Origin of the sequence: Pseudomonas sp. OTU750018 (assembly GCF_011636575.1) — a bacterium.
GTDB lineage: Bacteria > Pseudomonadota > Gammaproteobacteria > Pseudomonadales > Pseudomonadaceae > Aquipseudomonas > Aquipseudomonas peli.
Genome location: NZ_JAAPAU010000004.1, coordinates 47,967 through 72,971 on the forward strand (window position 1 = coordinate 47,967; position 25,005 = coordinate 72,971).

Here is a 25,005-nt window from a genome sequence, read left to right on the forward strand (position 1 = left end):
GTAGTGTCTCAGCTGTCCGGCAGCTCATAGGCATAAATCTTTTCCGCTTCCATCTGATAACCGGCTTCGGCCAGCTCGCTGCTGGTCTGCTCGACCTTGAGCGGGCCCTCGATCCAGAACGGCTGATACAGCGCATCGAGCAGCACACCCAGCTCGCTGGTGACATGGACGATCTGATTCGATGGCGGTGGCGGCACGTGGATGCACGCGCCGAAGTACGGCACCAAGAGGAACTCGGTCACCCGGCCTTCATCGGTGACATCCAGCGGCACGATGTAGCCCGGCAGTTTTACCGATTGGCCATCCAGTGCCTGCACCACCGGCGCTGCGGGCGATTGCTGCATTGCCGCCGGGCCGGATTCGGCGAGTGCGTCGGCCAACTGCGAGAGGTCGTGGATCGGTGCCGGCTCAACGACTTGCGGCGGCGCATCGGCGGGGACCATTTCCGACCAAGTCAGCTCGCGCACCTCGGCAGCCGCCAGGGGCAGGGCCAGGGTGAGCAGCAGGGTGGCGAGCAGGGAGCGGTGCATGCAAGAGCCTCATAAACGGATCGATAAGCCATCGGCCAGGGATTGGCGGTACGCGCGCCAGGCCGGTACACATCCCATCAACAGGGCGGCACTCAGAATAGCGCCGAGCAGCGTCCACTCATAGCGGGTCGGCAGATTCAGTGGCAGGTACAGGCCGTAATTCGCCTGCACATAGCCCTGCGCTCCGGCGATGCCCAGGTACAGCAACAGCAAACCGAGCAGTACGCCGGCCAGGGCCAGGGCAAAGGCTTCGACGATCAGCAGGCTGGCAATATGCCAGGGCCGCGCGCCGACCGAGCGCAGAATCGCCATTTCCCGGCGGCGCTCGTTAAGGCTGGTGAGAATCGCCGTAAGCATGCCGATCAGCCCGGTCAGCACCACGAACAGCGAAACCACAAACAGCGCCTTCTCGGCGGTGCCCATCAGGCTCCACAGTTCCTGCAGCGCGACGCCGGGGAGGATTGCCAGCAGCGGTTCGCCGCGAAATTCGTTGATCTCCCGTTGCAGGCTGAAGGTGGCGATCTTGCTGTTCAGGCCGAGCATGACGGCGGTGATCTGCTTGGGTTGCAGGTCCATCGCCCGCGCCTGCTCAGCACTGACCTTTGCCGCGCCGCGTGCGGGCATGCCGTTTTGCCAGTCGACATGCAGGGCCTCCATGCCGGCCAGGGAAATATGCAGGGTGCGGTCCACCGGTGTGCCGGTGCGCTTGAGGATGCCGATCACCTTGAACGGTTTGTCGTCATGCTTGACTAGGCTGATGGTGGCCACGCCATGGGCCAGCACCAGCTCCTGATCGAGCTGGTAGTCGAGCGCTTGCGCCACTTCTGCGCCGAGTACAACCTCGAACGGGTCATCGGCAAAGGCGCGGCCGCTGCTCAGCTGCAGCGGTTGGCTGCGGGCATAACGGTAGTGTTCGAAATACGCCGGGCTGGTGCCCATCACCCGGTAGCCACGGTGCGAATCGCCGAGTGAGATCGGGATGGCCCATTTGACCTGACGGTGCTGGGCTAACTGCTCGAAGCTGTCCCAGCGAATATTGTTAGTGGCGTTGCCGATGCGGAATACCGAGTACAGCAGCAGGTTCACGCTGCCGGAGCGCGCGCCGACGATCAGGTCGGTACCGCTGATGGTATTGGCAAAGCTGGCACGGGCTTCGGTGCGCACCCGCTCGACGGCGAGCAGCAGGCACACAGAGAGGGCGATGGCAAACACCGTTAGCCACGCGGTAAAACGGCGGTTGCCCAGGCTGGCGAGGGCGAGACGCAATAGGTACATCGTTAAATCTCCGCCAAGCGGGTGGCTTTGTTCAGCTCGGCCAGCGACAGGCTGCGGTCAAACAGCCGTGCCAGGCTCTGGTCGTGGCTGACAAACAGCAAGCTGGAGCCAGCCTCGCGGCACTCGGCGAACAGCAGCTCGAGAAAGGCTTCGCGGGCATCAGCATCCAGCGCCGAGGTGGGTTCGTCGGCGATCACCAGTTCCGGCTGACCGATCAGCGCACGTGCAGCGGCTACGCGCTGCTGCTGGCCGATCGACAGATCACCTGCGCGGCGTTGTAGCAGCTCAGGCTGGTGTAACCCAAGGTGGGCGAGCAGGGCGTTGGTGGCCTTGGCCACGCTGCCATGGCGCTGCACAGCGCGGCTGGCGCGCAGTTTGGAAAAATGACACGGCAACTCGACGTTCTCACGCACCGAGAGAAACGGCAGCAGGTTGAATTGCTGGAAGATGTAGCCGGTGTGGTCGACGCGAAAGCGGTCGCGAGCGCTGGCGGACAGCGTACTCAAGTCCTGGTCGAGTAGCTGGATGCTGCCACGGTTGGGCTTCTGTACACCGCCGAGCAGGCCGAGCAAGGTGGTCTTGCCGCTGCCGCTGGGGCCTTTGAGAAACAGGCTTTCGCCGCGTTGCAGGGTGAACGCGGCGATGTCCAGCAACTCGGGCTGGCCGGGCCAGGCAAAGCCGAGGTTGGACAGGTGGATCAAGGCTGAACTCATAAAGTAAGCGGCCGGGTTACCCCGGCCGTTCTGCTGCAAAAAGGTGGTTAGAAACTCAGGGTCGGCTGCGCGGGCGTCAGCTCCAGGCCCTGCTGGCCATTCGGGCCGATCAGTTGTACCTGAATTTTCTCGGTGGCGGGGAAGCGCTTGAACAGTTCGCCGAGGTTAAGTTGTTTCAATTCTTCAGGCTTCTGGCAGTCGAGTGTGTAGTGCGCGTGGATATCACTGTGCTCGCTGTCATGGTCGTGGTGTTCTTCGTGCTTATGCTCAGCAAACAGCGGGCTTTCCAGCTCTTGTTTACTGATCTGGCAATCGCCAGCGTTCAGGCCGAACAGCGGCTGCGGTTGTTCCAGCTGGCTGCGTGCGGCGGCAACCTTGGCTTTGTCAGCGTCGCTCTTGGCAGCATGCTCGAAGCCCACCAGGTTCATTGCCGGGCTTTCCAGTTGCAGCTCCAGCACCTTGCCGTCGAGTACCACGTTGAGTTGTGCGGCGCCGTGCTCGTGAGCGTCCAGGCTGCCGTGCTCGGCGTGATCATGCGCGTGGTCATGTTCATGGCTGTGTTCGGCCGCGAGGGCGGCCAGGGGCAGTAAGGCAAACGGCAGGGCAAGTAGCAGGCGGCGCATGGTGATCTCCGATCAGAAGTTAATGCTTGTTACGTTATAACAATTTTTTAGCGTCTATGACCAGCCTTGCTTGGCGGCCTGCAGTGGACGTGGGAGCATGGTGGCTGATTAGCTGAGGGCAGAGTGATGGTGCGAATTCGTGGGCAGATCGGTGCCTGGCCGGTGGACCTAACGGTTGAGCTGGATGCGCAGGACTGGGCGCAGCTGGCTCAGCACGTAAGCCTTGAAACGCCTGCAGCCCGCGCAGCCGCTGTCGCGCCTGTGGCCAATGATGCGCTGTGGCAAACCACGCTGGACTTGCTGCGCCGGGCGGGGCAGATCGACGGGCCGCAGCTGCTCGGGCAGTTGGCTGGGCTGGCGGGCGGTGAGGCAGCGGGCAAACGCCTGCTGGTGCGGCTGCGCCATTGCGCACAGGTGCGCGTGGAAACCGGCGTCGATGCGCCGATTTACCACTGGGTGGGCTAGTTCACGTCGATGGGGTTGCATCGACGCGGGTGGGGATCAGTAAATCGCTTGGTACAGCTTGCGCCGGTAAGCGGTGACCAGTGGATGGTCATTGCCCAGCAGGTCGAAGACCTGCAATAGGGTCTTGTGCGGCAGGCCGTCGGCGTAGCTGCGGTTGCGAATAAACAGCATCAGCAGGGCGTCCAGCGCTGGTTCGTAGTGCTGGCGCGCCAGTTGTTGAATCGCCAACTGGTAGCTGGCTTCATCGTCGTCGGTATTTTGCGCTAACCGGGTTTTCAGGCTGGCCACATCTGGCAGCTCACTGGCCTGACGCAGGAAAGTCAGCTGCGCGCGGGCACCAGCCAGGGCCTGTTTGTGTTCATCGCCTTTTACCGCGCCCAGCACGGCTTCGGCCTCACCCAGCTCGCCGCGCTCAGCCAGGCAGCGCGCATAGAGAATCAGCGCGGCAGCGTGTTCATTGTTTTCCGTCAGCAGCACTTTGAGCACCGCTTCGGCATCGGCAAAGCGGCCTTCGCTGAACAGTGCCTGCGCGGCTTCCATTGGGTCAGCGGCGGCTGGTGCCGGCTCGGCGACGTGAGGCTTGAGCATTTCGCGAATCGCCGACTCTGGTTGCGCGCCCGCAAAGCCGTCGACCGGCTGGCCATTCTTGAACAGCACCACGGTCGGTAGGCTGCGGATGCCGAAGCGGGCAACGATGTCTTGCTCGATATCGCAGTTGACCTTGGCCAACAGCAGCTCGCCGTTATATTCCTCGGTGATCTTCGCCAGCAGTGGCATCAGTGCCTTACAGGGCGCGCACCATTCCGCCCAGAAATCCACCAGCACCGGCTTCTGGAATGAGTTCTCGATCACCAGCTGTTCGAAGCTGGCGCTGCCTGCGATATCAACGATGTAAGGGGACGTGCTCATGATCGGTCTCGGCGATGCGAAAAATGGGATGGACTATAAATGCGGGCTAGGGCTGGCGGATACAAGGGCTGCTAGCTGCGTTCGGCGTGGTACAGGCTGACATGACGAAACTCAGCCGGCTCGGCCAGGTCCGGCCAGGTGCAGGCTTCGAGTATGCCTAGGCGCTGGTACAGCGGGTGCTGAAAGTCGCGCACGCGTGAATCTGCCACCAGCGCTTCACGTCCACGACTGAGGAACTGGTCGAGCAGCGGCAGGTTGGCGCGGTCGTAAAGCACGTCGGCGACGATAATCAGGTCGAAGCGGTCAGCCTCGGCAAAGAAGTCTGCGGAGTAGCTCAGCTGCACATTGTTGAGTACGGCATTAGCCTGACAGGATGCAAGCGCTAATGGATCAAGGTCGCAGGCCACTACTTCCAGCGCACCGGCTTTGGCTGCAGCAATTGCCGCCACACCTGAGCCCGCACCGAAATCCAGCACGCGCTTGCCGCGCACCCACTCAGGGTGCTCGGCCAGCCAGCGCGCCAGGACCAGTCCGCTGGCCCAGCAGAAGCACCAGTAGGGCGGATCTTCGAGGATCAGGCGGGTTTCTTCCGGGCTGAAGCAGCGGTCCATGTTCGCCGGGTCGATCAGCCACAGCTTGATTTCCGTGCCGGGCAGGGTTTGCGCGCTGAGCTGGGCGTCACCCAGTAGTTCGCTGAGCGCAGCCTGCAGGGCGGCCGGTGCTGTCATGGCGCAGGTACCAGGCGCAACTCCCCGAGGTTCTGGGTTTCGCCGCGGGCAATTGGTTGCTCGGGCAGGCGCAGAATCAGCCGGCCAGCCTGATTGGCGCGGCCATGCAGCTCGATACGGCTGTGTTTATTGAAGGTTTCCGGGTTGAACGGCAAGCGAAACGCCAGCGGGTTGCCGGTACCGCGCAGTTGGATATTGCCCAGCAGCGTTTGTGGCCGGCCGCGTTGATCGACCGCCAGCAGCGCCAGCTCGACATCCGCTTCATTGGGTACATTCAACAGGCTGCCGCTCAGCTCGCGTTGATAAGCAGGCAGAGGCTTTGCTTCGGCCGGTGTGGGCGTCGGCGTCTGCACGGTGGGTTTTGCGGGCGGCGGGCTGTCGCTGGCACAGGCCGTCAACAAAGCGATCAGGCTTACGAGAATCAGCGGTTGTAACGGCGTGGGGGCTTTCATGGAAGGTCTCAACTGCGCTGGTTTGCATGGGCGCCTGTATACCGCAAACCCCTCGGCTTGTCTTGCCTGCGGGATGCGCTACCATGGCTACCTTCGTTCTAAGGCTGGCCTTATTTATGCACTGTCCCTTCTGCGGTGCCAATGACACCAAAGTGATCGACTCGCGCCTGGTTGCCGAGGGTGAGCAGGTGCGTCGTCGGCGTGAATGCCTGGCCTGTGAAGAGCGTTTCACCACCTTTGAAACCGCTGAGCTGGTGATGCCGCGCCTGATCAAGCAGGACGGCAGCCGCCAGCCCTTCGATGAAGACAAGCTGCGTGCCGGCATGCAGCGTGCGCTGGAGAAGCGCCCGGTGAGTATCGAGCGCCTCGAAGCCGCAATTGCCCACATCAAGCACAAGCTGCGCGCCACTGGCGAACGCGAGATCAAATCGCTGGTTCTGGGTGAGCTGGTGATGGGCGAGCTGCAAAAGCTCGATGAAGTGGCTTATATCCGCTTTGCCTCGGTGTACAAACGCTTTCAAGACCTTAACGAGTTCCGCGAGGAAATCGATCGACTGTCCCGCGAGCCTATTAAAGGTTGATGATGAATTCAGATCACGCCTTTATGGCGCGCGCGCTGGAGCTGGCCCGTAAAGGCTTGTACTCCACTCACCCTAATCCGCGCGTGGGCTGCGTGATCGTGCGTGACGGGCGTATCGTCGGCGAAGGCTGGCATGCCCGAGCCGGTGAACCGCATGCGGAAGTGCACGCGCTGCGTCAGGCAGGCGACAAGGCTCGTGGCGCAACGGCCTACGTCACGCTGGAACCCTGCAGCCACCATGGGCGCACACCGCCGTGTGCCGATGCCTTGATCAATGCCGGCGTTGCCCGTGTGGTGGCGGCTATGCAGGATCCCAATCCACAAGTCGGTGGTGATGGCCTGCTGCGCTTGATGCATGCCGGTATCGCCGTGCAGAGCGGCGTGCTGGAAACCGAGGCGCGGGCGCTGAATGCCGGCTTTATCAAACGGATGGAGAAGGGCTTGCCGTTTGTGCGGGTCAAGCTGGCCATGAGCCTGGACGGGCGCACCGCCATGGCCAGTGGTGAAAGCCAGTGGATCACCGGGCCCGCCGCCCGAGCGGCGGTTCAGCGGCTGCGCGCGCGCGCCAGCGTGGTGTTGACCGGCGCCGACACGGTGCTGGCCGATGATGCACGGCTGACGGTACGCCCTGACGAGCTGGGCCTTGGGGCAGAACTGAGTGCGCTGGCGCAGGCGCGACCACCCCTGCGGGTGCTGGTTGATGGACGCCTGCGGGTACCGCTCAGCGTGCCGTTCTTTCAGGCTGGCGCTGCGCTCGTGGCGACGTGCGCAGCGGCTTCGGCGCGTGATCGCTATCTGGACGATGGACACGAACTATTGGCCGTTCCCGGCAGTAACGGGCATGTTGACTTGCGTCGTCTGCTGGTCGAGCTGGCCAATCGTGGTGCCAACGAAGTACTGGTGGAAGCTGGGCCGCGGTTGGCCGGGGCGTTTGCCCGTCTGGGCCTGGTGGATGAGTACCAGCTATTTGTCGCGCCCAAGCTGCTGGGGTCCAGCGCGCGGCCGCTGCTTGACCTGCCGTTGGCGCGCATGGCCGATGCGCCAGCGTTGAAAATTGTTGAGATGCGCGCAGTCGGTGATGACTGGCGGATTATCGCGGTGCCACAGCCGGTTGTTTAACCAGCCGTTATCCGCAATGGCCCGCCATTCAGGCGGTCGTTTGCCGGTGCAGGGCGTGTGCAATATGTGGTAAAACGCGTCTCGGCTGCGCAAGCGGCCGTAACGTTCTCAGGGCGGGGTGTAATTCCCCACCGGCGGTAATGGCTGCACAGCCTAGCCCGCGAGCGCTTGCCCGGTGGCGTAAACCGCTTGGCAAGGTCAGCAGACCCGGTGTGATTCCGGGGCCGACGGTTAAAGTCCGGATAAAGAGAGAGCGGGATTGCCTCAAGAAGGCGCGTTCAGGCGTGCCTCGAAATCCCTATCGATCAATCACGCCCTGTTTTTTATAAAACAGGAGTTGGTCTAGATGTCTGATTTTTATACCAAGCCTCAGGCTACTGGCGTTGTGCGCCAGTGCTTTGCCGTGGCTGCGATACAGGGGGTGGCATGTTTACCGGCATAATCGAAGCTATTGGCAGTATCCGTGCCCTGACACCTAAGGGTGGCGATGTGCGGGTGTATGTGGAAACCGGCAAGCTTGACCTTGCAGACGTCAAGCTGGGCGACAGCATTGCGGTCAACGGCGTGTGCCTGACTGCAGTTGAGTTGCCTGGCGATGGTTTTTGGGCTGATGTCAGCCGCGAAACCTTGGCTCGTACTGCGTTTATCGACTTCAAGGCCGGTAGCAAGGTCAACCTGGAAAAGGCCCTGACACCCACCAGTCGTTTGGGTGGTCACTTGGTCAGTGGGCATATTGACGGTGTTGGTGAGATCGTCTCGATGGCGGAAAATGCCCGGGCGTGGCAATTCACCATTCGTGCACCACGCGAACTGGCCAAGTACATTGCCCACAAAGGCTCGATCACCGTCGACGGCACGAGCCTGACCGTCAATGCGGTCAACGGCGCCGAATTTGAGCTGACCATCGTGCCGCACACCCTGGCCGAAACCATCATGCTCGATTACCGCCCTGGCCGTCAGGTCAACCTCGAAGTGGATCTGCTTGCGCGTTACCTGGAGCGCCTGTTGCTCGGTGACAAAGCCGCTGAACCTGCCGCCTCGGGCCTGACCGCCAGTTTTCTTGCCGAACACGGCTACCTGAATAAGTGAGATCGCCCGCATGGCCCTGAATACCGCAGCAGAACTGATCGAAGACATCCGCGCCGGCAAGATGGTCATCCTGATGGATGACGAGGATCGTGAGAACGAAGGCGACATCATCATTGCCTCGGAATGCGTCACCGCCGAGCACATCAACTTCATGGCCCGCTTCGCTCGCGGCCTGATCTGCATGCCCATGACCCGTGAGCGCTGCGAGCTGCTTAAGCTGCCGCTGATGGCGCCGCGCAACGGCTCTGGTTTCGGCACCAAATTCACCGTTTCGATTGAGGCCGCTGAAGGCGTGACGACCGGTATTTCCGCCGCTGACCGTGCGCGTACCGTGCAGGCTGCGGTGGCGCGGAATGTGACCGCCGACGATATCGTTAGCCCTGGCCACATCTTTCCTTTGATGGCTCAGCCTGGTGGCGTGCTGGCTCGTGCCGGGCACACTGAAGCGGCCTGTGACCTGGCGCGCATGGCCGGGTTCGAGCCGAGCGGAGTGATCTGCGAGATCATGAACGACGACGGCACCATGGCTCGTCGCCCGGAGCTGGAAGTGTTTGCTGAGCAGCACGGCCTGAAAATTGGCACCATCGCTGACCTGATCCACTACCGGCTGATCCACGAGCGCACTGTGCAGCGTGTCAGCGAACAGACGATCGACAGCGAGCTGGGCCAGTTCAACCTGGTCAGCTACCGCGATGACCTGGATGACAGCGTGCACATGGCCCTGACCCTGGGCGCCATCTGCGCCGAGACCCCAACCTTGGTGCGCGTACACAACGCTGATCCGCTGCGTGACTTGCTGATGGTCAAGCAGGCTGGACGGTGGAGCTTGCGTGCGGCCATGGCCGAAGTGGCCAAGTCTGGTAGCGGTGTGGTGCTGTTGCTGGGCAATCCGATCAATGGTCCGGAGCTGTTGGCTCAACTGGAGCGCAGCCAGAGTGCAGAAAGCAAGTCAGCCAGCCCGGCGACCTACAGCACGGTGGGTGCCGGTTCACAGATTCTGCGGGATCTTGGCGTGCGCAAGATGCGCTTGCTCAGCTCGCCAATGAAGTTCAACGCGATATCCGGTTTCGACCTGGAAGTTGTAGAATACCTGCCCGCTGAATAACGACCGCCGCGCTACTGCGCATGGATACATGGCGTTGCAAACAGGTTTGGCTTGTCCTTTACCTCGGTAAATGTCGCGGCCTTACCTGTTTCCGCCTCACCTGTCCTGCGCTCGCTACGCGCTGTTCCGTTGGGCTATAACTTTTTTGCCCCCTGGCTCTTTAACGCTATATGAGAATTGTTTTATGACCCTGAAGACCATCGAAGGTACTTTTATCGCCCCCAAGGGCCGTTTTGCTCTGGTTGTCGGCCGTTTCAACAGCTTCGTTGTTGAAAGCCTGGTCAGCGGTGCGGTGGATGCACTGGTGCGCCATGGTGTGAGCGAAAGCGACATCACCCTCATTCGCGCGCCGGGTGCCTTCGAGATTCCGCTGGTCGCGCAGAAAGTCGCCCAGCGCGGTGACTTTGACGCCATCATCGCCCTCGGTGCGGTCATCCGTGGCGGCACTCCGCACTTCGAGTACGTGGCAGGCGAGTGCACCAAGGGTCTGGCTCAGGTGTCCATGGAATTCGGCGTGCCGGTTGCATTCGGTGTTCTGACTGTCGACTCCATCGAGCAAGCCATTGAGCGCTCCGGCACCAAGGCCGGCAACAAGGGTGCGGAAGCAGCACTGTCCGCCCTGGAAATGGTCAGCCTGCTGGCGCAGTTGGAGGCCAAGTGAGCCAGCACGACGGTAACGGGCAGCAGCCTCAAGCACCCAAAAAAGGCCCCAGCACCAAGACGCTGGCGCGCCGTCAGGCACGTACGTTGGCCATGCAGGCGCTGTATTCCTGGCACATGGCTGGCCAGTCGCTGAACGAGATCGAAGCACAGTTCCGTGTCGACAATGATTTCACGGCGGTGGACGGTGCCTACTTCCATGAAATCCTGCACGGCGTGCCGCGGCAGAAAACCGAGATTGATGGCGCGTTCGAGTCGCTGCTTGATCGTCCGCTGGATGAGATCGACCCGGTTGAACTGTCGATCCTGCGCTTGTCGACCTTCGAGCTGAAAAACCGCATCGATATTCCTTATCGCGTGGTGATCAACGAAGGCATCGAGCTGGCCAAGGTGTTTGGTGCAACCGACGGACACAAGTTCGTCAATGGTGTGCTGGACAAGCTGGCACCGCGCCTGCGCGCGGATGAAGTTCGCGCTAACAAGCGTTAAGCCTGTTTTGGGTGAGTTCGAGCTGATCCGTCATTACTTCGCCGCTGCGTCTTGTGCGCAGGCCGGCGAAGGCGTGGCATTGGGGATCGGCGACGATTGTGCCTTGTTGCAGGTGCCGGTCGGCGAGCAGCTGGCCATTTCTACTGACACCCTGGTTGCCGGGGTGCATTTCCCTGAATCGCCTGACCCGTTTCTGCTGGCGCAACGTGCGCTGGGCGTATCGGTCAGCGACCTGGCCGCGATGGGCGCGACGCCTGTTGGCTTTACCCTGGCCTTGACCCTGCCCAGTGCTGATGCCGACTGGCTGCAGGCGTTCGCCTCTGGTCTGGACCGGATGGCCCAGCAGTGCGCCATCCGCCTGATCGGTGGCGATACCACCCGGGGGCCTTTGAGCCTCACGCTGACCGTATTTGGCCGCGTGCCAGCTGGCATGGCGCTGACCCGCAAGGGTGCGCAGGTCGGTGATCTGCTCTGCGTTGGCGGTGAGTTGGGTGATGCGGCGGGTGCCTTGCCACTGGTGCTGGGGCAACGGGAAACCGAGCCCGCAGTGGCCGAGCCGTTGCTGGCGCGCTACTGGTCACCTATGCCGCAGCTCGACTTGGGTCAGGCACTGCGCGGCAAAGCCACAGCTGCATTGGATATCTCCGATGGCTTGCTGGCCGATTGTGGTCATATCGCCGCCGCCTCTGGCGTAGCGTTAATCATCGAGCAGGCACGGGTGCCGATGTCTGCCGCCCTGTTGGCCTTTGCGGGTGAGTCAGCGGCGCTCCAGTGCGCATTGAGCGGTGGCGATGATTACCGCCTGGCATTTACCCTGCCGACGGCCCATCTGGCGGATTTACAGCAAGCCGGTTGGCCGTTACGTGTTATTGGTCGTGTTGTGGCCGGTGAGGGCGTTACCCTGCTGGACGCGCAAGGTCAGCCCGTAAAGCTGCCGTTTAGCGGCTATCAACATTTTGGACGTGTCAGTGACTGATCATCCCAAGCAAGTTCCCGCCGAGTTCGTACCACCTTCGGTGTGGCGCAACCCCTGGCATTTCCTGGCCTTTGGCTTTGGCTCTGGTACTTTGCCGAAAGCTCCGGGCACCTGGGGGTCGCTGGTGGCGCTGCCCTTCATGCCGTTGTTTCAGATGCTGCCCGACTGGGGTTACTGGCTGATGCTTGGCATCACCATGTTGTTTGGCTTCTGGCTATGCGGCAAAGTGGCAGATGACCTGCGGGTGCATGACCATGAAGGTATCGTTTGGGACGAAATGGTCGGCATGTGGATTACGCTTTGGTTAGTCCCCGACGGCTGGGGCTGGCTGCTGCTAGGCTTTTTATTGTTCCGTGTGTTCGACATCCTCAAACCGTGGCCGATTCGTTGGATTGATCGGCATGTGCATGGCGGTGTCGGCATCATGCTTGATGACGTACTTGCCGGTGTGTTTGCCTGGATGGCTCTGCAACTGATTGTCTGGGGTTGGGGCAATGGGCTGGCCGCTGCGCTGGGCTGGTAATCAGAAGGGATTGAAAATGGGCCGCTGCTGTCGGTGGTTGCTGTGGCTGGTGATAAGTGCTGTCAGCGGGCCGCTGTGCGCCGTTGAGCTTACGCAGATCCGTATAGCCAGTGACACCTGGGAAGGCCGCACTCATCCTGATGGCAGCGGTATGGTGTGGGAGATTTTCCGCACGGTGTTCGAACCTGCTGGCGTGAGGCTGGATATCCAGACGGTCCCTTACACCCGCTCCATCGGTCTGGTGCAGCGCGGCGCTGCCGATGCCTGGGTGGGTTCTTACCTTAACGAAGTCGAGCAAGGCGTGTTCTATCCACGCTGGAACTACGACTTCGATCAGATTTCTGCGCTGGGTTTGCTGGACAAACCTATCCCGACCCAGCAGACCCTTGGCGAATTCCGCCTGGTCTGGATGCGCGGTTATGAATACCAGCGCTATCTGCCAAATTTGCACCAGTACCGCGAAGTGCTGCGTCGCGGCGGTATCCTGCGTATGTTGGACATGGGCCATGTGGATTTCTATATCGATGCCCTGGCCGAAGTTGACGATGTGTTGCGCACGACCAGCCAGCCTGAGCGCTACCGTGTTACTCAGCTGACCGACCTGCCGACTTACCTGGGTTTTGCCGATACGCCGCGTGGCCGGGCGCTGGCTGAGCTGTTCGATAAACGCATGGACAGCCTGGTGGCTGACGGCAGCCTACGGCCGATTTTTCAGCGCTGGCAGCAACCTTATCCATTTGACTAACCTGTGCGAGACGCTCCATGTACGCCTTGAAAGTACTGTTGTTGAGCCTGCCGCTACTGCTGAGCAGTGGCGTCATGGCGGCCACCCAGGTACGGGTTGTCGGCCTGTTCCCTGGCGCTGCGGTGTTGAATGTCGATGGTCAGCGCAAGCTGGTCAAGGTCGGTCAGGTTGGTCCAGGTGGGGTCATGGTGGTCAGTGCTGACAGCCGTGGCGCGGTGTTGCGTGTCGATGGCGTGGAGCGCAGCTACAGCTTGAGTCGTGAGTACAGCGATGGCTTTGCCGAAGCGCAGAAGAAACAGCTCAGTGTGGCCAAGGGCATCGGTGGGCATTACTGGATTGCAGGTTCGGTCAATGGTCAGTCCATTCAGTTCCTGGTGGACACCGGCGCCACTTCGGTGGCCCTGAATGATGAGCATGCGCGCCGTCTGGGGATCGATTACCGGGTGATGGGTTCGCCTTTGCAAGTCAACACTGCCAGCGGTACTGCGCGCGGTTGGCGCGTGACGCTGGATCGGGTGAAGGTTGGTGAGCTGGAAGTGCTGGGCGTTGATGCCGTGGTGTTGGAAGGCGGCTCGCCGACCGAGGCGCTGCTTGGCATGAGCTTTCTCGGTCGCGTTGGCTGGAAGGTTGAACAGGATGTGCTGGTGCTGGAGTCCAAATACTAGCTCTTGCGTTGGTTCGATTCTTATCATCAGTAATTCAAGCTAAGCGGCTGCCAGGGCCTGCTGTTACAATGCCGGCCTGATTATTCCTGCCCATTTTCTTTAGGAGCATCCGGTGTCCGTCGTGTTTGTCGCCGCCTCCCAGTTGCCTACGCCTTTTGGCGTGTTCACCATGCATGGCTTCCTCGAAGAGGCCACAGGCAAGGAACATGTAGCCCTTACCTTTGGTGATGTGGCCGATGGCGCGCCCGTACTGGGCCGTTTGCACTCCGAATGCCTGACGGGCGATGCCCTGTTCAGCTTGCGTTGCGACTGCGGATTCCAGCTCGAAGCGGCGCTGCGTGCGATTGCCCATGAAGGCCGTGGCGTTCTGCTCTACCTGCGTCAGGAAGGCCGTGGCATCGGCCTGCTGAACAAGATCCGCGCCTATGAGCTACAGGATGGCGGCGCTGATACCGTAGAAGCCAATGAGCGCTTGGGCTTTGGCGCGGATCAGCGTGACTACGCCATCTGCTTGCCGATGCTCGATCACTTGGGTATCAGCCAGCTCAAGCTGATGACTAACAACCCGCGCAAGGTCAAGGCGCTGGGCGACATGGGTATCAATGTAGCGACCCGTGTACCGTTGCAGATCGACCACAACCCGCACAACCAAAAGTATCTCGCGACCAAGGCCGGCAAACTCGGGCATATGCTCGGCAGCCTGCACCAGGGCGAGGTTGAGGAAAGCCTGTGACGCGCGGCCAGGTGCGCCGTCGACTGGCGCTGGAGTGGTGGCGGCAACTGGCCGTGACCCTGGCGCCATTGTTCGTGCTCAATCTGCTGTTTGGCGCCGAACAGAAAACCGGTCTGTTGACCATGCCGCTGTTTATCGCCGGCCTGGCCTCAATGTTTGTTAGCCTGCCGCTGTTCAGTGGCTACAAGCGCGCGCTGGTGGCCACGGAACAAGCGCTCGACACTGCCGCTGAACACGATGCCTGGCTGGAACTGGCGCGTGTGCGCCGCCTGGCCTTTCTCGGCGCAGCGTTGCCAGCCTGGGTTGCCGCTATCGCAGTCTTCGCCGGTCTGGAAGCGATCCCGCTGATCCTTCTCGCGATTTCCAGCATCGTTCTGCTGTACCTCTATCGTATTCCACGCCAACTCGGCTGATGCGCGCTGCCACTCTCTGTTTGCTGCTGTTGCTGGCGTTACCCGCAGCAGCCGTCGAGCGGGTGGTCACCCTGGCCCCGTCCCTGACTGAGATCATGCTGGAGCTGGATGCGGGCGAACTCTTGGTTGGCTTACTCGATGGCGGTGAGCGCCCGGCAGCGGTGGCGCAACTGCCTTCGGTGGGCCGCTATGGCCAGCTTGAGCTGGAAAGCGTGCTCAAATTGCAGCCTGACCTGGTGCTGCTCTGGCCTGACAGCATCAGCCGTGCGCAACGCCAGCAGCTAGAGCGCATCGGGATTCCCCTGCTGATTGTGGAACCGCGCAAATTGGCTGATCTGGCGGAGAACTTCGTCGAAATCGGCGCGCGTATCGGCCGCCTCGATAAGGGCCGAGCGCTGCAACAGCAATTCAATAACGGCCTGGCCGAGTTGCGTCAGCGCTATCAGCGTGAACAGCCTTTGCGGCTGTTCTATCAGGTCTGGGATACGCCGCTGTACACCATCGGCGGCGAGCAGATTATCAGTGATGCTCTGCGTATCTGCGGCGCCGAGAATGTCTTTGCCGAACTCAGCTTGCCGGCGCCTCAGGTCAGTGTGGAAGCGGTACTGCAAGCAAACCCCGAGGTGATTCTGGCCAGTGTGCAAGAGCAGCTAGATGCCTGGCGCATCTGGCCGGGCGTGGCGGCGGTTGAGCGCAAGCAGCTGTGGCTGGTGCCGGATGCGGGACTGGAGCGGCCAAGCTTTCAGATGCTGGGGGCGGTGAAGAAACTCTGCCAGCAATTGCAGCGGGCGCGATGATTGAGAAGGGGCCTATGGGTTAGGCCCGCTCTCGATGGTCAGAAGCGATAACCCAGGCTGAGCTGGACGTCTTCTTCGGTGGCGGAATAGAGGCCTTTGCCACCCGGTAGCCAGTCGGCATAGGAGGCGTAGCTGTCGTAGCGCTTACCGGTTAGGTTGTTGACGCGCAGCTTGGCGCTGAACTGCTCGTAGTCGTAGTTCAGGCCAAGATTGAACAGGGTGTAGCCACCTTCGCGGCCTAGGGCATGGCCGTCATCTCCAGCCAGGTAGCGTGGCCCGGTGTAGTTGCTCTCCACATAGCCTGTCAGTCCTTTCAGCAATTGATAGCTCAGGCTCATGCCAGCGGTATGTCGCGCAACCCATGGCACGTCGTTGCCCTCGAATGCGCCGGCGCGGTAGCGTGCGTCGGTGAAGCTGTATTGCCCGTTGAGGCTCAAGCGTTCAGTGAGCTGGCGCTGGCCTTCCAGCAACAGGCCGTCACGGCGAGTCTTGTCCAGGTTGATGGTGACGAAATTGAGTGGGTCGAACAGCAGCTCATCCTCAAGGTCGAGGCGGTACAGGCTGAGTTGATAGCGTTGTACGCCATCCTGCCATTCGGCCCCCGTTTCCCAGGACGTCCCGGTTTGCGGTTTGAGGAAGTCGACGTCCGGCAGGGTAAAGGCGTTGTCCTCGACGTTGGCGAAGCGCAGTACGTCTTCGCGCTTGAGAAACAGCCGGACTTGGCGGGCGGCTTGCCAGTTGAGGCCGATGCTGCTGCTGTCTTCGCGGTCGGTATGGGCGCGCGCCACGGCGTTGTCACGGTCTTCTGCCTCGCTGGTGCGGTAGCCCAGGGTAAGCGTGAGATCCCGATACAACGGTTGGCTCAGTTGGCTGTACCAGTCGCGTAGCGTCTGGCGGGAACGGGTGTCGCCAAACACTGAGCTGAGTTCGTAATCGCTGCTGATGTGGTCGTGGCCCAGCAGCCACTCACCACGGCCGAAGTCACTATTCCAGTGGCCGGTCAGGCGCGGGCTAAGGCTTTCCACCCGAGTGCCTTGGATAAAAGGTGATGCGAACAGAGCGCCGACGCCATCGCTATCGCGGTAGCTGTAGTCGAAGTCGGCGGTCCAGTGCGTACCCAGATTCTGCTGGAAGGCCAGGCGCTGCACTTGAGTCTTGCTGTCGTTGAAGTCCTGCGGTGAGCCTGCGGCTTTACGGTCAGCGCGGCGTTGCGTTTCGGTCAGGCGGCCTGGGTAGCGCAACTCGTCATCAATGCTCTGCTGCTCGTACAGCGCCCAGCCATTGTCATGGTCGTAGCGCAAGCGGCCAAAGGCATTGCTGTAGCTGGCATTGTTGTTGTCGCGATAGCCATCCGTATGTCGGGACTCGCCGCTGCCGTAGAGCGATAAGCCGTGCCCCAGCTGTTGGTTGAAATGCCCACGGTATGCTTCCAGATCATGGCTGCCGCGACTGGTCTCAAGGTAGCCTTCATTCTCGCTGGGCTGACGGGTGATGATATTGATCACCCCGCCCACGGCTTGGTCGCCGTACAGCACGCTGCCGGCGCCGCGGATAATCTCGATTCGTTCGATATTGCTCAGCGGCACGCTATTGAGGTTGGCGGCTTCCTGGCTGGGGTTGTTCAGCCGGCGGCCATCCACCAATACCAAGGTGTTATTCGCCGCATTAGCGCCGAAGCCACGAAAGCTCAAAGAGACCCGATTGCCGTCGCCGAGCGTGTCTTGAATTTGCAGCCCCGCCTGGGTGCGCAGCACATCCACCAAGCTGCTGGCAGCGCTAATTTCGATCTGCTCACGGCTGATCACGGCGACGCTAGCCGGTGCCGGGGTTTGCAGCGGTGTGGCACGGGTAATCACCAGCGGCTGGGCTTGATAGGGCTGCGTCGCTTCAGCAGCCAGCGCCAGGCCAGGTGCAAGCGCCACAGCCAGGGTAAGACGGGACAATTTCACGTAGAGAATCCTCAAAAGATCAAACGACTTTTGAGGAGGGCAGGGGCAAGAACGGGCGCGCTGGCGCAGCCTGAGCTTGACGGTGATGCCCTCCGCAACACCAGTCACATCCAGCAAGGCCGGTCTCCGGGCTCTCGACGTGCGCCGCCTCGCCTTCCCGGGATAACCCAGTGGCGTTGAGGTGACGTGCAGAACGACTCTGCGGTCGATTACCGTTGCGGGGGCAGCGCCGGGGTTGCTCTTCGTGAGCGCACCGGCTTCCCGTTTAACGCCGCTTCACTGTGGAAGGGCGCACCTTGGCGGAAGTAAAACGCCGCGCACCTTAATGCGCGGGTGAATGAATTACAAGCAAGCCTGGCTCAGCTCTGGATGAGCGGTGCTCATGCAGAAAGCATGGCAAGGCGTGCGCGGACGGCAGCCTCGATACCGGCGGCATCCAATCCACATTCGGCGAGCATCTGCGCGGGCTTGGCGTGCTCGACGTAGTAGTCCGGCAGCCCCAGATGCAGCACCGGCTTGAGGATGTCGGCGTGAGCGAGAAACTCGCTGACCGCGCTGCCGGCACCGCCCATCACGCTGTTCTCTTCGATGGTCACCAGCAGTTCATGGCTGGCCGCCAGCTGGCGTACCAGGGCTTCGTCCAGCGGTTTGACAAAGCGCATATCGACCACCGTGGCATCCAGCACTTCGCCGACCTTGAGGGCTTCGGCCAGTTGTACGCCAAAGACCAGCAGGGCGGTTTTTTTGCCGTTGCGGCGAACGATGCCCTTGCCGATTTCCAGCGGTTCCAGGCCCGGCTCGATGGCGGCATTCGGACCGCTACCACGCGGATAACGGACGGCGGCCGGGCCATTGAACAGGTGACCGGTGGTGAGCATACGGCGCAGTTCGTTCTCATCGCTGGGTGTCATCACCAGCATGCCGGGGATGCAGCGCAGGTAGGCAATGTCGAAGCTGCCGGCGTGGGTCGGACCGTCTTCACCGACCAAGCCGGCGCGGTCAATGGCGAACAGTACATCGAGGTGCTGCACGGCCACATCGTGGATCAGCTGGTCATAGGCGCGTTGCAGGAAGGTCGAATAGATCGCCACCACCGGTTTGGCACCGTCGCAGGCCATGCCGGCCGCCAGGGTCACGGCATGCTGTTCGGCGATGGCCACGTCGAAATAGCGCTCGGGATAACGTTCGCTGAACGCCACCAGGTCCGAGCCTTCTTTCATCGCAGGGGTGATACCGACTAGGCGCGGATCTGTCGCGGCCATATCGCATAGCCATTGGCCGAACACGCTGGAGTATTTCGGGCCGCTGGTTTGTTTGGGAGCGGCCGGCGCGTTGATCGGCTCCAGCTTGGTAATGGCGTGGTAGCCAATCGGGTCGGCTTCGGCCGGGGCAAAGCCCTTGCCTTTTTTGGTCACCACATGCAGGAACTGCGGGCCGTCGAGGTCGCGCATATTACGCAGGGTGGCGAGCAGGGTGGGCAGGTCGTGGCCGTCGATCGGGCCGACATAGTTCCAGCCCAGTTCCTCGAACAGGGTACCGGGCACCAACATGCCTTTGGCGTGTTCTTCGACCTTGCGCGCGATTTCCCAGGCACCCGGCAGGTGCGAGAGGATCTTCTTGCTGCCTTCGCGCATGTTCGAGTAGGTGCGGCTGGAGATGATCTTGGCCAGGTAGTTGGACAGGCCGCCAACGTTCTTGGAGATCGACATGTCGTTGTCGTTGAGGATCACCAGCATATTGGCACCCACGTCGCTGGCGTGGTTCAGTGCCTCGAAGGCCATGCCGGCAGTCATGGCACCGTCGCCGATTACGGCAACGGCCTTGCGTTTGCTGTTCTGCAGGCGCGCGGCGATGGCCATGCCCAGTGCGGCGCTGATGCTGGTGCTGGAGTGGCCGACGCCAAAAGTGTCGTACTCACTTTCCGAGCGGCGCGGGAACGCTGCGATGCCGTCCTTCTGACGCAGGCTGCCCATCTGTTCGCGGCGGCCGGTGAGAATCTTGTGTGGGTAGGCCTGATGGCCCACGTCCCACACCAGGCGATCATCCGGGGTGTCGAAGACGTAATGCAGGGCCACGGTCAGCTCGATCACGCCCAGGCCGGCACCAAAATGTCCGCCCGTCTGCCCAACGGTATACAGCAGGTACTGGCGCAGCTCGTCGGCCAGAATTTCCAGCTCGGCTTCACCCAGACGGCGCAGCTCGTCCGGCGTGTTGGCACGGTCTAGAAGGGGCGTCAGCGGGCGCTCACGGGGAATCTCGTGGAAGGTCGTCGGCATCAGGCAGATCGTTATCGGTGCAAAAGATGCGGCAGTTTACCCGAAGCGTCGGAAACTGCCCAAACAAGGTTCGGGCAGACGGTTGTTACCAGGTGTCGACTGAGCGTTTCTTGCCTTCGCGCTTAGCGGGTTTAGGCGTGGCGTTGAGGCCGCGCAGCAGCCAGGCGCGGGTTTCCACGGGGTCGATCACCGCATCGATCTCCAGGAAGCTGGCCATATTGATGCCCTTGCCATTCTCGTAAGCCTTGGCCACCAGCTTGTCGAACAGCTGTTGGCGTGCCTCCTGTTCTTCGACGGCGGCCAGTTCCTTGGCAAACCCCAGGCGTACCGAGCCTTCCAGGCCCATGGCGCCAAATTCGGCACTGGGCCAGGCGATGGTGAACAGCGGCGAATGGAAACTGCCGGCCGCCATGGCCTGGGCACCTAGACCGTAGCCTTTGCGCAGCACTACGGTGAAAAACGGCACGGTCAGACTGGCGGCGGCGACAAACATGCGTGAGACATGGCGCACCGTGGCCTGTTTCTCCGCCTCCGGGCCGACCATAAAGCCGGGGGTGTCGCACAGCGACAGCAACGGAATATCGAAGGCATCGCACAGCTGCATAAAGCGCGCAGCCTTGTCGCCGGCAACCGCATCGATGGCGCCGCCGAGGTGCGCTGGGTTGTTGGCCAGCAGGCCGAATGGCTGGCCTTCGATGCGGATAAAGGCAGTGATCAGCCCTGGGGCGAACTCGCGGCGCAGTTCCAGCACGCTGTCCCTGTCGGCGAGGGTGGCGATCACTTTGCGGATGTCATACACGCGCAAACGGTTTTCCGGGATCAGCTGGCGCAGCTCGCGCTGATCGGCGCAGTCCCACTCGCTGAGCACGCCTTGGAAGTAGCTCAGGTACTGCTTGGCCACCTTCACCGCTGCGGCTTCATCGGCCACCCGTACGTCGATGACGCCATTGGGGCCCTGCACGCTGACCGGGCCGACCTGCTCAGGCTTGAAGCTGCCGAGGCCGCCGCCTTCGATCATCGCCGGGCCGGCCATGCCGATGGTGGCGTTGTCGGTGGCGATAATCACATCGCAGCAGCCGAGCAATGCGGCGTTACCGGCAAAGCAGCGCCCGGACACCACGCCTATCAGCGGTACCAGACCCGAGAGCTTGGCCATGCCAACAAAGGTGTGGCAGTCCAGCCCGGCCACGCCGACAAAATCGGTATCGCCCGGCCGGCCGCCGCCACCCTCGGCAAACAGCACCACCGGCAACCGCCACTGCGCGGCGAGGCCGAGCATGCGGTCGGTCTTCTTGTGGTTCATCACCCCCTGGGTGCCGGCGAAGACCGTGTAGTCGTAGGCGATGGCCAGGCAGCGTGCTGCCTGGTTGCCGAATGCTTCGGCGTTGACCGTACCGGTGCCGGCCACCAGGCCATCGGCCGGGCTCTGCTCAATCAGTTCGGCCAGCGAGCGCCGACGCCGTTGGGCGGCAATCGCCAGCGCACCGTATTCGCTGAAACTGCCATCATCCAGCAGGTCCGCCAGGTTCTCGCGTACGGTGCGTTGACCCGTCTTGCGTCGTTTGGCCACGGCGGCAGGGCGGCGTACATCGGTGAGGAGCGCGTGGCGTTCGAACACTTCGGCCAGGTCTGCACGGATATGATCCAGATCCAGGCTCTGCTCGCTCTGGCTGGCGGCGGCGTCGACCTCTGCAGGTTCGATAAACAGCAGCGGCTGGCCTTCATTGAGCGCGCTGCCGACCTGCACGGCCAACTGGCGGACGATGCCGCTGTGGTTGGCGGTGACGACAAACTCCATTTTCATTGCTTCCAGCACAGCAATGCTTTGGCCGACAGCCACCGCATCGCCTTCGGCCACCTCCAGGCTGACCACCACGCCGGTGCTATGAGTCAGCAGCGGCAGGCAACCTGCTGGCGCATCAGCAACCTCTTCAGCGCTATGGCTGGTTGCCTGTGCAGCCGCAAAGAATCGATGCGGATGGGCATCAGTTTCCGCCGCCAGCAGCTCGCCCAGGTGGTTTTCGACAAAGCGCGTGGTTAGCTGATAGCTCGCCACTTGCGGCAGGCGCAGCAGGTTCTGCAGCAGGTGCAGGTTGCTCGCCACACCTTCCAGGCGGAATTCGCATAACGCGCGGTAGGCGCGGCGCAGGGCGCTGGGGTAGTCCGGCGCATGGGCGATCAGCTTGGCCAGCAGTGAATCGTAACTGGGGCTGACCGGGTAGCCGGCGTAACCGTAGCCATCCACGCGCAGGCCCAGGCCGTTGGGCGGTTGGTAGGCTGTCAGGGTGCCGGCGGCTGGGCGGGTGCTGCCATCGCTGCTCATGCTTTCAAGGTTGATGCGCAGCTGTACGGCGCAACCATTAAGCGGAGGTGGCTGCAGCAGGCCGAGTTGCTCAAGCGACTGACCCGCCGCCAGCTTGAGCTGGGTGTGCAGAAGATCGGCGCCGGTGACCTGCTCGGTGACGGTGTGCTCGACCTGAATGCGCGGGTTGGCTTCCATAAAGTAAAAGCGTTCTGGCTGCTCGGCATCCAGCAGAAATTCGAACGTGCCCAGGCCCTGGTACTGCGCCGCGCCGGCTAGTTTCAGCGCGGCCGCGATCATCCGTTCGCGGGTGGCAGCGGGCAGGTCCGGGCTGGGGGCGATTTCCACCAGCTTCTGCTGGCGACGTTGCAGGCTGCAGTCGCGCTCCCACAGATGGCTGACCGCGCCCGTGCTGTCACCCAGTACCTGAATTTCGATATGCCGGGCCTGGCTGACCAGCTGTTCGATATACAGCGCATCATTGCCGAAGGCGGCGCGGGCTTCGGACTGGCAGCGGGCAAAGGCCTCGTCCAGCTCACTGGCTGCGAATACCGGGCGCATGCCGCGACCACCGCCACCGGCCAGGGCCTTGAGCATGACGGCGCCATGTTCAGCGAGAAAGCCATGGGCTTCTTCCAGGTTGATCGACCGATTGATCCCCGCCACCAGCGGCACGGCGCAGCGTTCGGCTAACGCCCGCGCCGCTGCCTTGTCGCCAAACAATTGCAGCACCTCGCTGCTGGGGCCGACAAAACACAGCCCAGCGGCCAGGCAGCGACGGGCGAATTCGGCGTTCTCCGCGAGAAAACCATAGCCGGGGTGAACGGCATCGCAGCCCTGCGCCTGGGCAATCTCGATCAGCTGGTCCATATCCAAGTAAGCCGGTACGCCACGGCCCTTGAGCGCCACGGCGCTGTCGGCCTGCCGCACATGCAGGGATGCAGCATCGTCTTCGGCGTAGATGGCGACCGAGCGGATACCCAGCTCACTGGCTGCGCGGGCGATGCGGATGGCGATTTCGCCCCGGTTGGCGATCAGTAGGGCGGCGAAGGGCGCAGTCGTAATGGGCATGATGGCTCCAGATTTTTATTCTGCAGCCATCTTAGGCGCTCTGTGCGCGAGGTAAACCAAGCCTTAGCGGGTGAGGGTTGGGCTATTGATGCGGGTGATAAGGGCCGCTGGGTTAGCTGCGCCGCTCGACGATATAGCGCGCTAGATCGCGCAGCGGCTCTGCTGCCTGATCAAATGGGCGCAGTGCATGCAGGGCTTGGTCACGCAGTTCCAGGGCATAGGCCTTGGCCGCGTCAAGGCCGAGCAGGGCCGGGTAGGTCGGCTTGTCGTGGGCCTGATCTTTGCCCTGCGTCTTGCCGAGGGTGGCGGTGTCGCTTTCCACGTCGAGGATGTCGTCCTGTACCTGGAAGGCCAGGCCGATGGCGCGGGCGTAGATGTGCAGGGCTTTTAGTGCGTGTTCATCAGCCCGGCCACTGGCAAGGGCACCGAGCTGTACGCTGGCTTCGATCAGCGCGCCGGTTTTGTGCCGGTGCATGATTTCCAGGGCGTTCTGGTCGAGGGTCTGGCCCACTGAGCCGAGGTCGATGGCTTGCCCACCTACCATGCCGGCCGGGCCAGCGGCGCGCGCCAGGGCGCTGAGCATGGCCAGACGCAGGTCGGCGTCATGCGGGTTGTGTGCGGCATCGCTGAGCACTTCAAACGCCAGGCTCTGCAGGCCATCACCGGCGAGAATCGCGCAGGCCTCATCGAAGGCGATGTGGGTAGTCGGCTGGCCGCGGCGCAGGTCGTCATCGTCCATTGCCGGCAGGTCATCGTGGACCAGGGAATAGGCGTGGATCAGCTCCACTGCGCAGGCGGCCGCATTGGCGCGCTCCGGAGTGCCGCCGAGGGCTTCACAGGCAGCATAGGCCAGCAGCGGGCGTACGCGCTTACCGCCATTGAACAGGCTGTAGCGCATGGCGGCGTAGAGGCGTTCCAGTTCCGGGCGTGGGCTGCTCAGGAGAGTTTCCAGGGCAGCATCGACGCGGCGCTGGCAGTCGCTCTGGTAGGCCGCAATCATGCCTGTTGGTCCGCGTCGAAGGGGGCTTCCTCCAGCTCGCCGTCGCGCTCCATGAGGATTTGCACTTTCTGTTCGGCCTGGGCCAGGGCCGCCTGGCAATCACGGGTCAGGCGCACGCCTTGCTCGAAGGCGGTCAACGAGTCTTCCAGCGACAGCTCGCCGTTTTCCAGACGCTCGACCAGGTTCTGCAGATCGGTCAGGGATTGCTCGAAGTCGAGCGCGGCTTTTTTGCGGGCGGCCATGGCGGATATCTCGGGGTAGATCGGGGAGTCGGAACCGGCGCGACACTAGCAGAGCCATGCCGCGCGGGCAAATCAGCGCGGCAGGTGGCTGGCGGCTGGCTGTCAGCCGATTACGCCGTGGCCGCGTGCCATCAGCACCGCTAGTAATGGGATGACCAGTAGCAGCAACAGTTCCAGGCGAATCACCATGATCACCAGGCGCGCCTTGGCTGGACTGACCTGTGGCACTTCGCCGGCCTTGAGGCTGTTGCGCCAGTTAAGGAAGACAAAGGTCGGCACCACGGAAATCAGCCCGACCAGGATGAACAGGCCGACTTTTGCGTGAAACAGGCTGTTGCCCAGGTAGTAGTCCAGGCCCTTGCCGTACCAGAGCACCCGCGCCAGACCGGTAAACAGCACCACGCCGGCGCAGATGCCGTAGGCGATGTCGGTGATGATCAGGCTGCGCGCGCGGCGCACGTCCAGCGGCAGTTTGAATTGCACATGCTCGATGCTGAGCAGGGCGAACAGCAGAAATATCGACAGGTAGTGCAGGTAGGCGGCAATGGCTTGGCCCATGGTTGCGTCCTTTCTTTG

At 62.1% G+C, this 25,005-nt stretch carries 27 protein-coding genes and 2 riboswitches; of the genes, 14 read left to right on the forward strand and 13 right to left on the reverse strand.

Features of this window, described 5'->3' with window-relative positions; all coding sequences use genetic code 11:
• Positions 1-8 precede the first annotated feature (8 nt).
• Genes HCI85_RS19025 through HCI85_RS19040 form a run of 4 tightly spaced genes read right to left on the reverse strand, consistent with a single transcriptional unit; the run spans position 9 to position 3,141 of the window.
• Positions 9-530 (reverse strand): DUF3299 domain-containing protein, encoded by a 522-nt coding sequence (locus tag HCI85_RS19025; protein ID WP_090255756.1) that lies wholly within the window; start codon positions 528-530, stop codon positions 9-11.
• 9 nt (positions 531-539) lie between these two features.
• Positions 540-1,805: an ABC transporter permease gene (locus tag HCI85_RS19030; protein WP_167147143.1), complete on the reverse strand. Its 1,266-nt coding sequence runs from the start codon at positions 1,803-1,805 to the stop codon at positions 540-542.
• A gap of 2 nt (positions 1,806-1,807) precedes the next feature.
• On the reverse strand, positions 1,808-2,518 hold the full coding sequence (locus HCI85_RS19035) for an ABC transporter ATP-binding protein (RefSeq protein WP_167147146.1): 711 nt from the start codon (positions 2,516-2,518) through the stop codon (positions 1,808-1,810).
• A gap of 47 nt (positions 2,519-2,565) precedes the next feature.
• Positions 2,566-3,141: a DUF2796 domain-containing protein gene (locus HCI85_RS19040; protein WP_160089332.1), complete on the reverse strand. Its 576-nt coding sequence runs from the start codon at positions 3,139-3,141 to the stop codon at positions 2,566-2,568.
• Between the two features lie 126 nt (positions 3,142-3,267).
• On the opposite strand from HCI85_RS19040, the gene HCI85_RS19045 reads away from it, so the two are divergent.
• Positions 3,268-3,606 (forward strand): hypothetical protein, encoded by a 339-nt coding sequence (locus tag HCI85_RS19045; RefSeq protein ID WP_167147149.1) that lies wholly within the window; start codon positions 3,268-3,270, stop codon positions 3,604-3,606.
• 36 nt (positions 3,607-3,642) lie between these two features.
• On the opposite strand, the gene trxA is transcribed toward HCI85_RS19045, so the two are convergent.
• The 3 genes from trxA to HCI85_RS19060 form a co-directional block, all read right to left on the reverse strand.
• Positions 3,643-4,515, reverse strand: a complete 873-nt coding sequence (gene trxA, locus HCI85_RS19050) for a thioredoxin (protein ID WP_167147152.1) — start codon at positions 4,513-4,515, stop codon at positions 3,643-3,645.
• A 71-nt stretch (positions 4,516-4,586) separates the two neighbouring features.
• A complete protein-coding gene (locus HCI85_RS19055) occupies positions 4,587-5,243 on the reverse strand; it encodes a class I SAM-dependent methyltransferase (protein WP_167147155.1) in 657 nt (218 codons plus the stop codon).
• Positions 5,240-5,695, reverse strand: a complete 456-nt coding sequence (locus HCI85_RS19060; RefSeq protein ID WP_167147158.1) for a YbaY family lipoprotein — start codon at positions 5,693-5,695, stop codon at positions 5,240-5,242. Before HCI85_RS19060 ends, HCI85_RS19055 begins: the two co-directional genes overlap by 4 nt.
• 116 nt (positions 5,696-5,811) lie before the next feature.
• Here HCI85_RS19060 and nrdR point away from each other — a divergent pair, with 116 nt between their 5' ends.
• From nrdR to HCI85_RS19125, 13 genes are all read left to right on the forward strand, one after another.
• Positions 5,812-6,276: a transcriptional regulator NrdR gene (gene nrdR / locus HCI85_RS19065; protein ID WP_090255738.1), complete on the forward strand. Its 465-nt coding sequence runs from the start codon at positions 5,812-5,814 to the stop codon at positions 6,274-6,276.
• Positions 6,276-7,394 carry a bifunctional diaminohydroxyphosphoribosylaminopyrimidine deaminase/5-amino-6-(5-phosphoribosylamino)uracil reductase RibD gene (gene ribD / locus HCI85_RS19070; RefSeq protein WP_090255735.1) on the forward strand — a complete coding sequence of 373 codons (1,119 nt, stop codon included), beginning with the start codon at positions 6,276-6,278 and terminating at the stop codon, positions 7,392-7,394. Before nrdR ends, ribD begins: the two co-directional genes overlap by 1 nt.
• Positions 7,395-7,494: 100 nt before the next feature.
• Positions 7,495-7,653: riboswitch (FMN riboswitch) on the forward strand.
• Between the two features lie 167 nt (positions 7,654-7,820).
• Entirely contained in the window at positions 7,821-8,483 is a 663-nt protein-coding gene (locus HCI85_RS19075) for a riboflavin synthase (protein ID WP_090255733.1), read from the forward strand.
• Between the two features lie 10 nt (positions 8,484-8,493).
• Positions 8,494-9,588, forward strand: a complete 1,095-nt coding sequence (ribBA, locus tag HCI85_RS19080) for a bifunctional 3,4-dihydroxy-2-butanone-4-phosphate synthase/GTP cyclohydrolase II (protein ID WP_090255731.1) — start codon at positions 8,494-8,496, stop codon at positions 9,586-9,588.
• A 184-nt stretch (positions 9,589-9,772) separates the two neighbouring features.
• Positions 9,773-10,249 carry a 6,7-dimethyl-8-ribityllumazine synthase gene (ribH, locus tag HCI85_RS19085; protein ID WP_090255729.1) on the forward strand — a complete coding sequence of 159 codons (477 nt, stop codon included), beginning with the start codon at positions 9,773-9,775 and terminating at the stop codon, positions 10,247-10,249.
• Positions 10,246-10,737: a transcription antitermination factor NusB gene (gene nusB / locus HCI85_RS19090; protein WP_169852851.1), complete on the forward strand. Its 492-nt coding sequence runs from the start codon at positions 10,246-10,248 to the stop codon at positions 10,735-10,737. Before ribH ends, nusB begins: the two co-directional genes overlap by 4 nt.
• Positions 10,738-10,744: 7 nt before the next feature.
• Positions 10,745-11,713: a thiamine-phosphate kinase gene (gene thiL, locus HCI85_RS19095; RefSeq protein WP_167147886.1), complete on the forward strand. Its 969-nt coding sequence runs from the start codon at positions 10,745-10,747 to the stop codon at positions 11,711-11,713.
• The gene (locus HCI85_RS19100; protein ID WP_090255725.1) at positions 11,706-12,236 is read left to right on the forward strand and encodes a phosphatidylglycerophosphatase A family protein; all 531 of its coding nucleotides are present in this window, start codon (positions 11,706-11,708) and stop codon (positions 12,234-12,236) included. The genes thiL and HCI85_RS19100 overlap by 8 nt, the downstream gene beginning before the upstream one ends.
• Positions 12,237-12,252: 16 nt before the next feature.
• Positions 12,253-12,981: a substrate-binding periplasmic protein gene (locus HCI85_RS19105; protein ID WP_167147161.1), complete on the forward strand. Its 729-nt coding sequence runs from the start codon at positions 12,253-12,255 to the stop codon at positions 12,979-12,981.
• Between the two features lie 17 nt (positions 12,982-12,998).
• Positions 12,999-13,646, forward strand: a complete 648-nt coding sequence (locus HCI85_RS19110) for a retropepsin-like aspartic protease family protein (RefSeq protein ID WP_160089314.1) — start codon at positions 12,999-13,001, stop codon at positions 13,644-13,646.
• A 112-nt stretch (positions 13,647-13,758) separates the two neighbouring features.
• On the forward strand, positions 13,759-14,379 hold the full coding sequence (gene ribA / locus HCI85_RS19115; protein ID WP_090255721.1) for a GTP cyclohydrolase II: 621 nt from the start codon (positions 13,759-13,761) through the stop codon (positions 14,377-14,379).
• Positions 14,376-14,792 (forward strand): MFS transporter, encoded by a 417-nt coding sequence (locus HCI85_RS19120; protein WP_090255718.1) that lies wholly within the window; start codon positions 14,376-14,378, stop codon positions 14,790-14,792. Before ribA ends, HCI85_RS19120 begins: the two co-directional genes overlap by 4 nt.
• Complete coding sequence (locus HCI85_RS19125; RefSeq protein ID WP_167147164.1) at positions 14,792-15,589, forward strand: cobalamin-binding protein; 798 nt, start codon at positions 14,792-14,794, stop codon at positions 15,587-15,589. Before HCI85_RS19120 ends, HCI85_RS19125 begins: the two co-directional genes overlap by 1 nt.
• A 38-nt stretch (positions 15,590-15,627) precedes the next feature.
• On the opposite strand, the gene HCI85_RS19130 is transcribed toward HCI85_RS19125, so the two are convergent.
• The 6 genes from HCI85_RS19130 to HCI85_RS19155 form a co-directional block, all read right to left on the reverse strand.
• Positions 15,628-17,538 carry a TonB-dependent receptor gene (locus HCI85_RS19130; RefSeq protein ID WP_241693819.1) on the reverse strand — a complete coding sequence of 637 codons (1,911 nt, stop codon included), beginning with the start codon at positions 17,536-17,538 and terminating at the stop codon, positions 15,628-15,630.
• A gap of 100 nt (positions 17,539-17,638) precedes the next feature.
• Positions 17,639-17,852: riboswitch (cobalamin riboswitch) on the reverse strand.
• Positions 17,853-17,918: 66 nt separating this feature from the next.
• The gene (gene dxs, locus HCI85_RS19135) at positions 17,919-19,814 is read right to left on the reverse strand and encodes a 1-deoxy-D-xylulose-5-phosphate synthase (protein WP_167147167.1); all 1,896 of its coding nucleotides are present in this window, start codon (positions 19,812-19,814) and stop codon (positions 17,919-17,921) included.
• An 85-nt stretch (positions 19,815-19,899) separates the two neighbouring features.
• Positions 19,900-23,187 carry a carboxyl transferase domain-containing protein gene (locus HCI85_RS19140; RefSeq protein ID WP_167147170.1) on the reverse strand — a complete coding sequence of 1,096 codons (3,288 nt, stop codon included), beginning with the start codon at positions 23,185-23,187 and terminating at the stop codon, positions 19,900-19,902.
• 112 nt (positions 23,188-23,299) lie between these two features.
• Entirely contained in the window at positions 23,300-24,187 is an 888-nt protein-coding gene (gene ispA / locus HCI85_RS19145; RefSeq protein WP_167147173.1) for a (2E,6E)-farnesyl diphosphate synthase, read from the reverse strand.
• On the reverse strand, positions 24,184-24,429 hold the full coding sequence (locus HCI85_RS19150; RefSeq protein WP_090255704.1) for an exodeoxyribonuclease VII small subunit: 246 nt from the start codon (positions 24,427-24,429) through the stop codon (positions 24,184-24,186). Before HCI85_RS19150 ends, ispA begins: the two co-directional genes overlap by 4 nt.
• 102 nt (positions 24,430-24,531) lie before the next feature.
• Positions 24,532-24,987, reverse strand: coding sequence for a DUF2214 family protein (locus HCI85_RS19155; RefSeq protein ID WP_167147176.1), 456 nt, complete (start codon positions 24,985-24,987; stop codon positions 24,532-24,534).
• Positions 24,988-25,005 lie beyond the last annotated feature (18 nt).

Excerpts from the sequence above, each read along its gene's own strand:
- ispA (WP_167147173.1), bottom strand. The coding sequence starts at position 24,187 with ATGATTGCGGCCTACCAGAGCGACTGCCAGCGCCGCGTCGATGCTGCC.
- HCI85_RS19140 (WP_167147170.1), bottom strand. The coding sequence starts at position 23,187 with ATGCCCATTACGACTGCGCCCTTCGCCGCCCTACTGATCGCCAACCGG.
- HCI85_RS19075 (WP_090255733.1), top strand. The coding sequence starts at position 7,821 with ATGTTTACCGGCATAATCGAAGCTATTGGCAGTATCCGTGCCCTGACA.
- HCI85_RS19125 (WP_167147164.1), top strand. The coding sequence starts at position 14,792 with ATGCGCGCTGCCACTCTCTGTTTGCTGCTGTTGCTGGCGTTACCCGCA.
- HCI85_RS19055 (WP_167147155.1), bottom strand. The coding sequence starts at position 5,243 with ATGACAGCACCGGCCGCCCTGCAGGCTGCGCTCAGCGAACTACTGGGT.
- HCI85_RS19045 (WP_167147149.1), top strand. The coding sequence starts at position 3,268 with ATGGTGCGAATTCGTGGGCAGATCGGTGCCTGGCCGGTGGACCTAACG.
- nrdR (WP_090255738.1), top strand. The coding sequence starts at position 5,812 with ATGCACTGTCCCTTCTGCGGTGCCAATGACACCAAAGTGATCGACTCG.
- ribH (WP_090255729.1), top strand. The coding sequence starts at position 9,773 with ATGACCCTGAAGACCATCGAAGGTACTTTTATCGCCCCCAAGGGCCGT.
- HCI85_RS19155 (WP_167147176.1), bottom strand. The coding sequence starts at position 24,987 with ATGGGCCAAGCCATTGCCGCCTACCTGCACTACCTGTCGATATTTCTG.
- HCI85_RS19110 (WP_160089314.1), top strand. The coding sequence starts at position 12,999 with ATGTACGCCTTGAAAGTACTGTTGTTGAGCCTGCCGCTACTGCTGAGC.
- HCI85_RS19150 (WP_090255704.1), bottom strand. The coding sequence starts at position 24,429 with ATGGCCGCCCGCAAAAAAGCCGCGCTCGACTTCGAGCAATCCCTGACC.
- HCI85_RS19105 (WP_167147161.1), top strand. The coding sequence starts at position 12,253 with ATGGGCCGCTGCTGTCGGTGGTTGCTGTGGCTGGTGATAAGTGCTGTC.
- ribD (WP_090255735.1), top strand. The coding sequence starts at position 6,276 with ATGATGAATTCAGATCACGCCTTTATGGCGCGCGCGCTGGAGCTGGCC.
- HCI85_RS19060 (WP_167147158.1), bottom strand. The coding sequence starts at position 5,695 with ATGAAAGCCCCCACGCCGTTACAACCGCTGATTCTCGTAAGCCTGATC.
- HCI85_RS19035 (WP_167147146.1), bottom strand. The coding sequence starts at position 2,518 with ATGAGTTCAGCCTTGATCCACCTGTCCAACCTCGGCTTTGCCTGGCCC.
- HCI85_RS19025 (WP_090255756.1), bottom strand. The coding sequence starts at position 530 with ATGCACCGCTCCCTGCTCGCCACCCTGCTGCTCACCCTGGCCCTGCCC.
- ribBA (WP_090255731.1), top strand. The coding sequence starts at position 8,494 with ATGGCCCTGAATACCGCAGCAGAACTGATCGAAGACATCCGCGCCGGC.
- HCI85_RS19030 (WP_167147143.1), bottom strand. The coding sequence starts at position 1,805 with ATGTACCTATTGCGTCTCGCCCTCGCCAGCCTGGGCAACCGCCGTTTT.
- trxA (WP_167147152.1), bottom strand. The coding sequence starts at position 4,515 with ATGAGCACGTCCCCTTACATCGTTGATATCGCAGGCAGCGCCAGCTTC.
- HCI85_RS19040 (WP_160089332.1), bottom strand. The coding sequence starts at position 3,141 with ATGCGCCGCCTGCTACTTGCCCTGCCGTTTGCCTTACTGCCCCTGGCC.
- dxs (WP_167147167.1), bottom strand. The coding sequence starts at position 19,814 with ATGCCGACGACCTTCCACGAGATTCCCCGTGAGCGCCCGCTGACGCCC.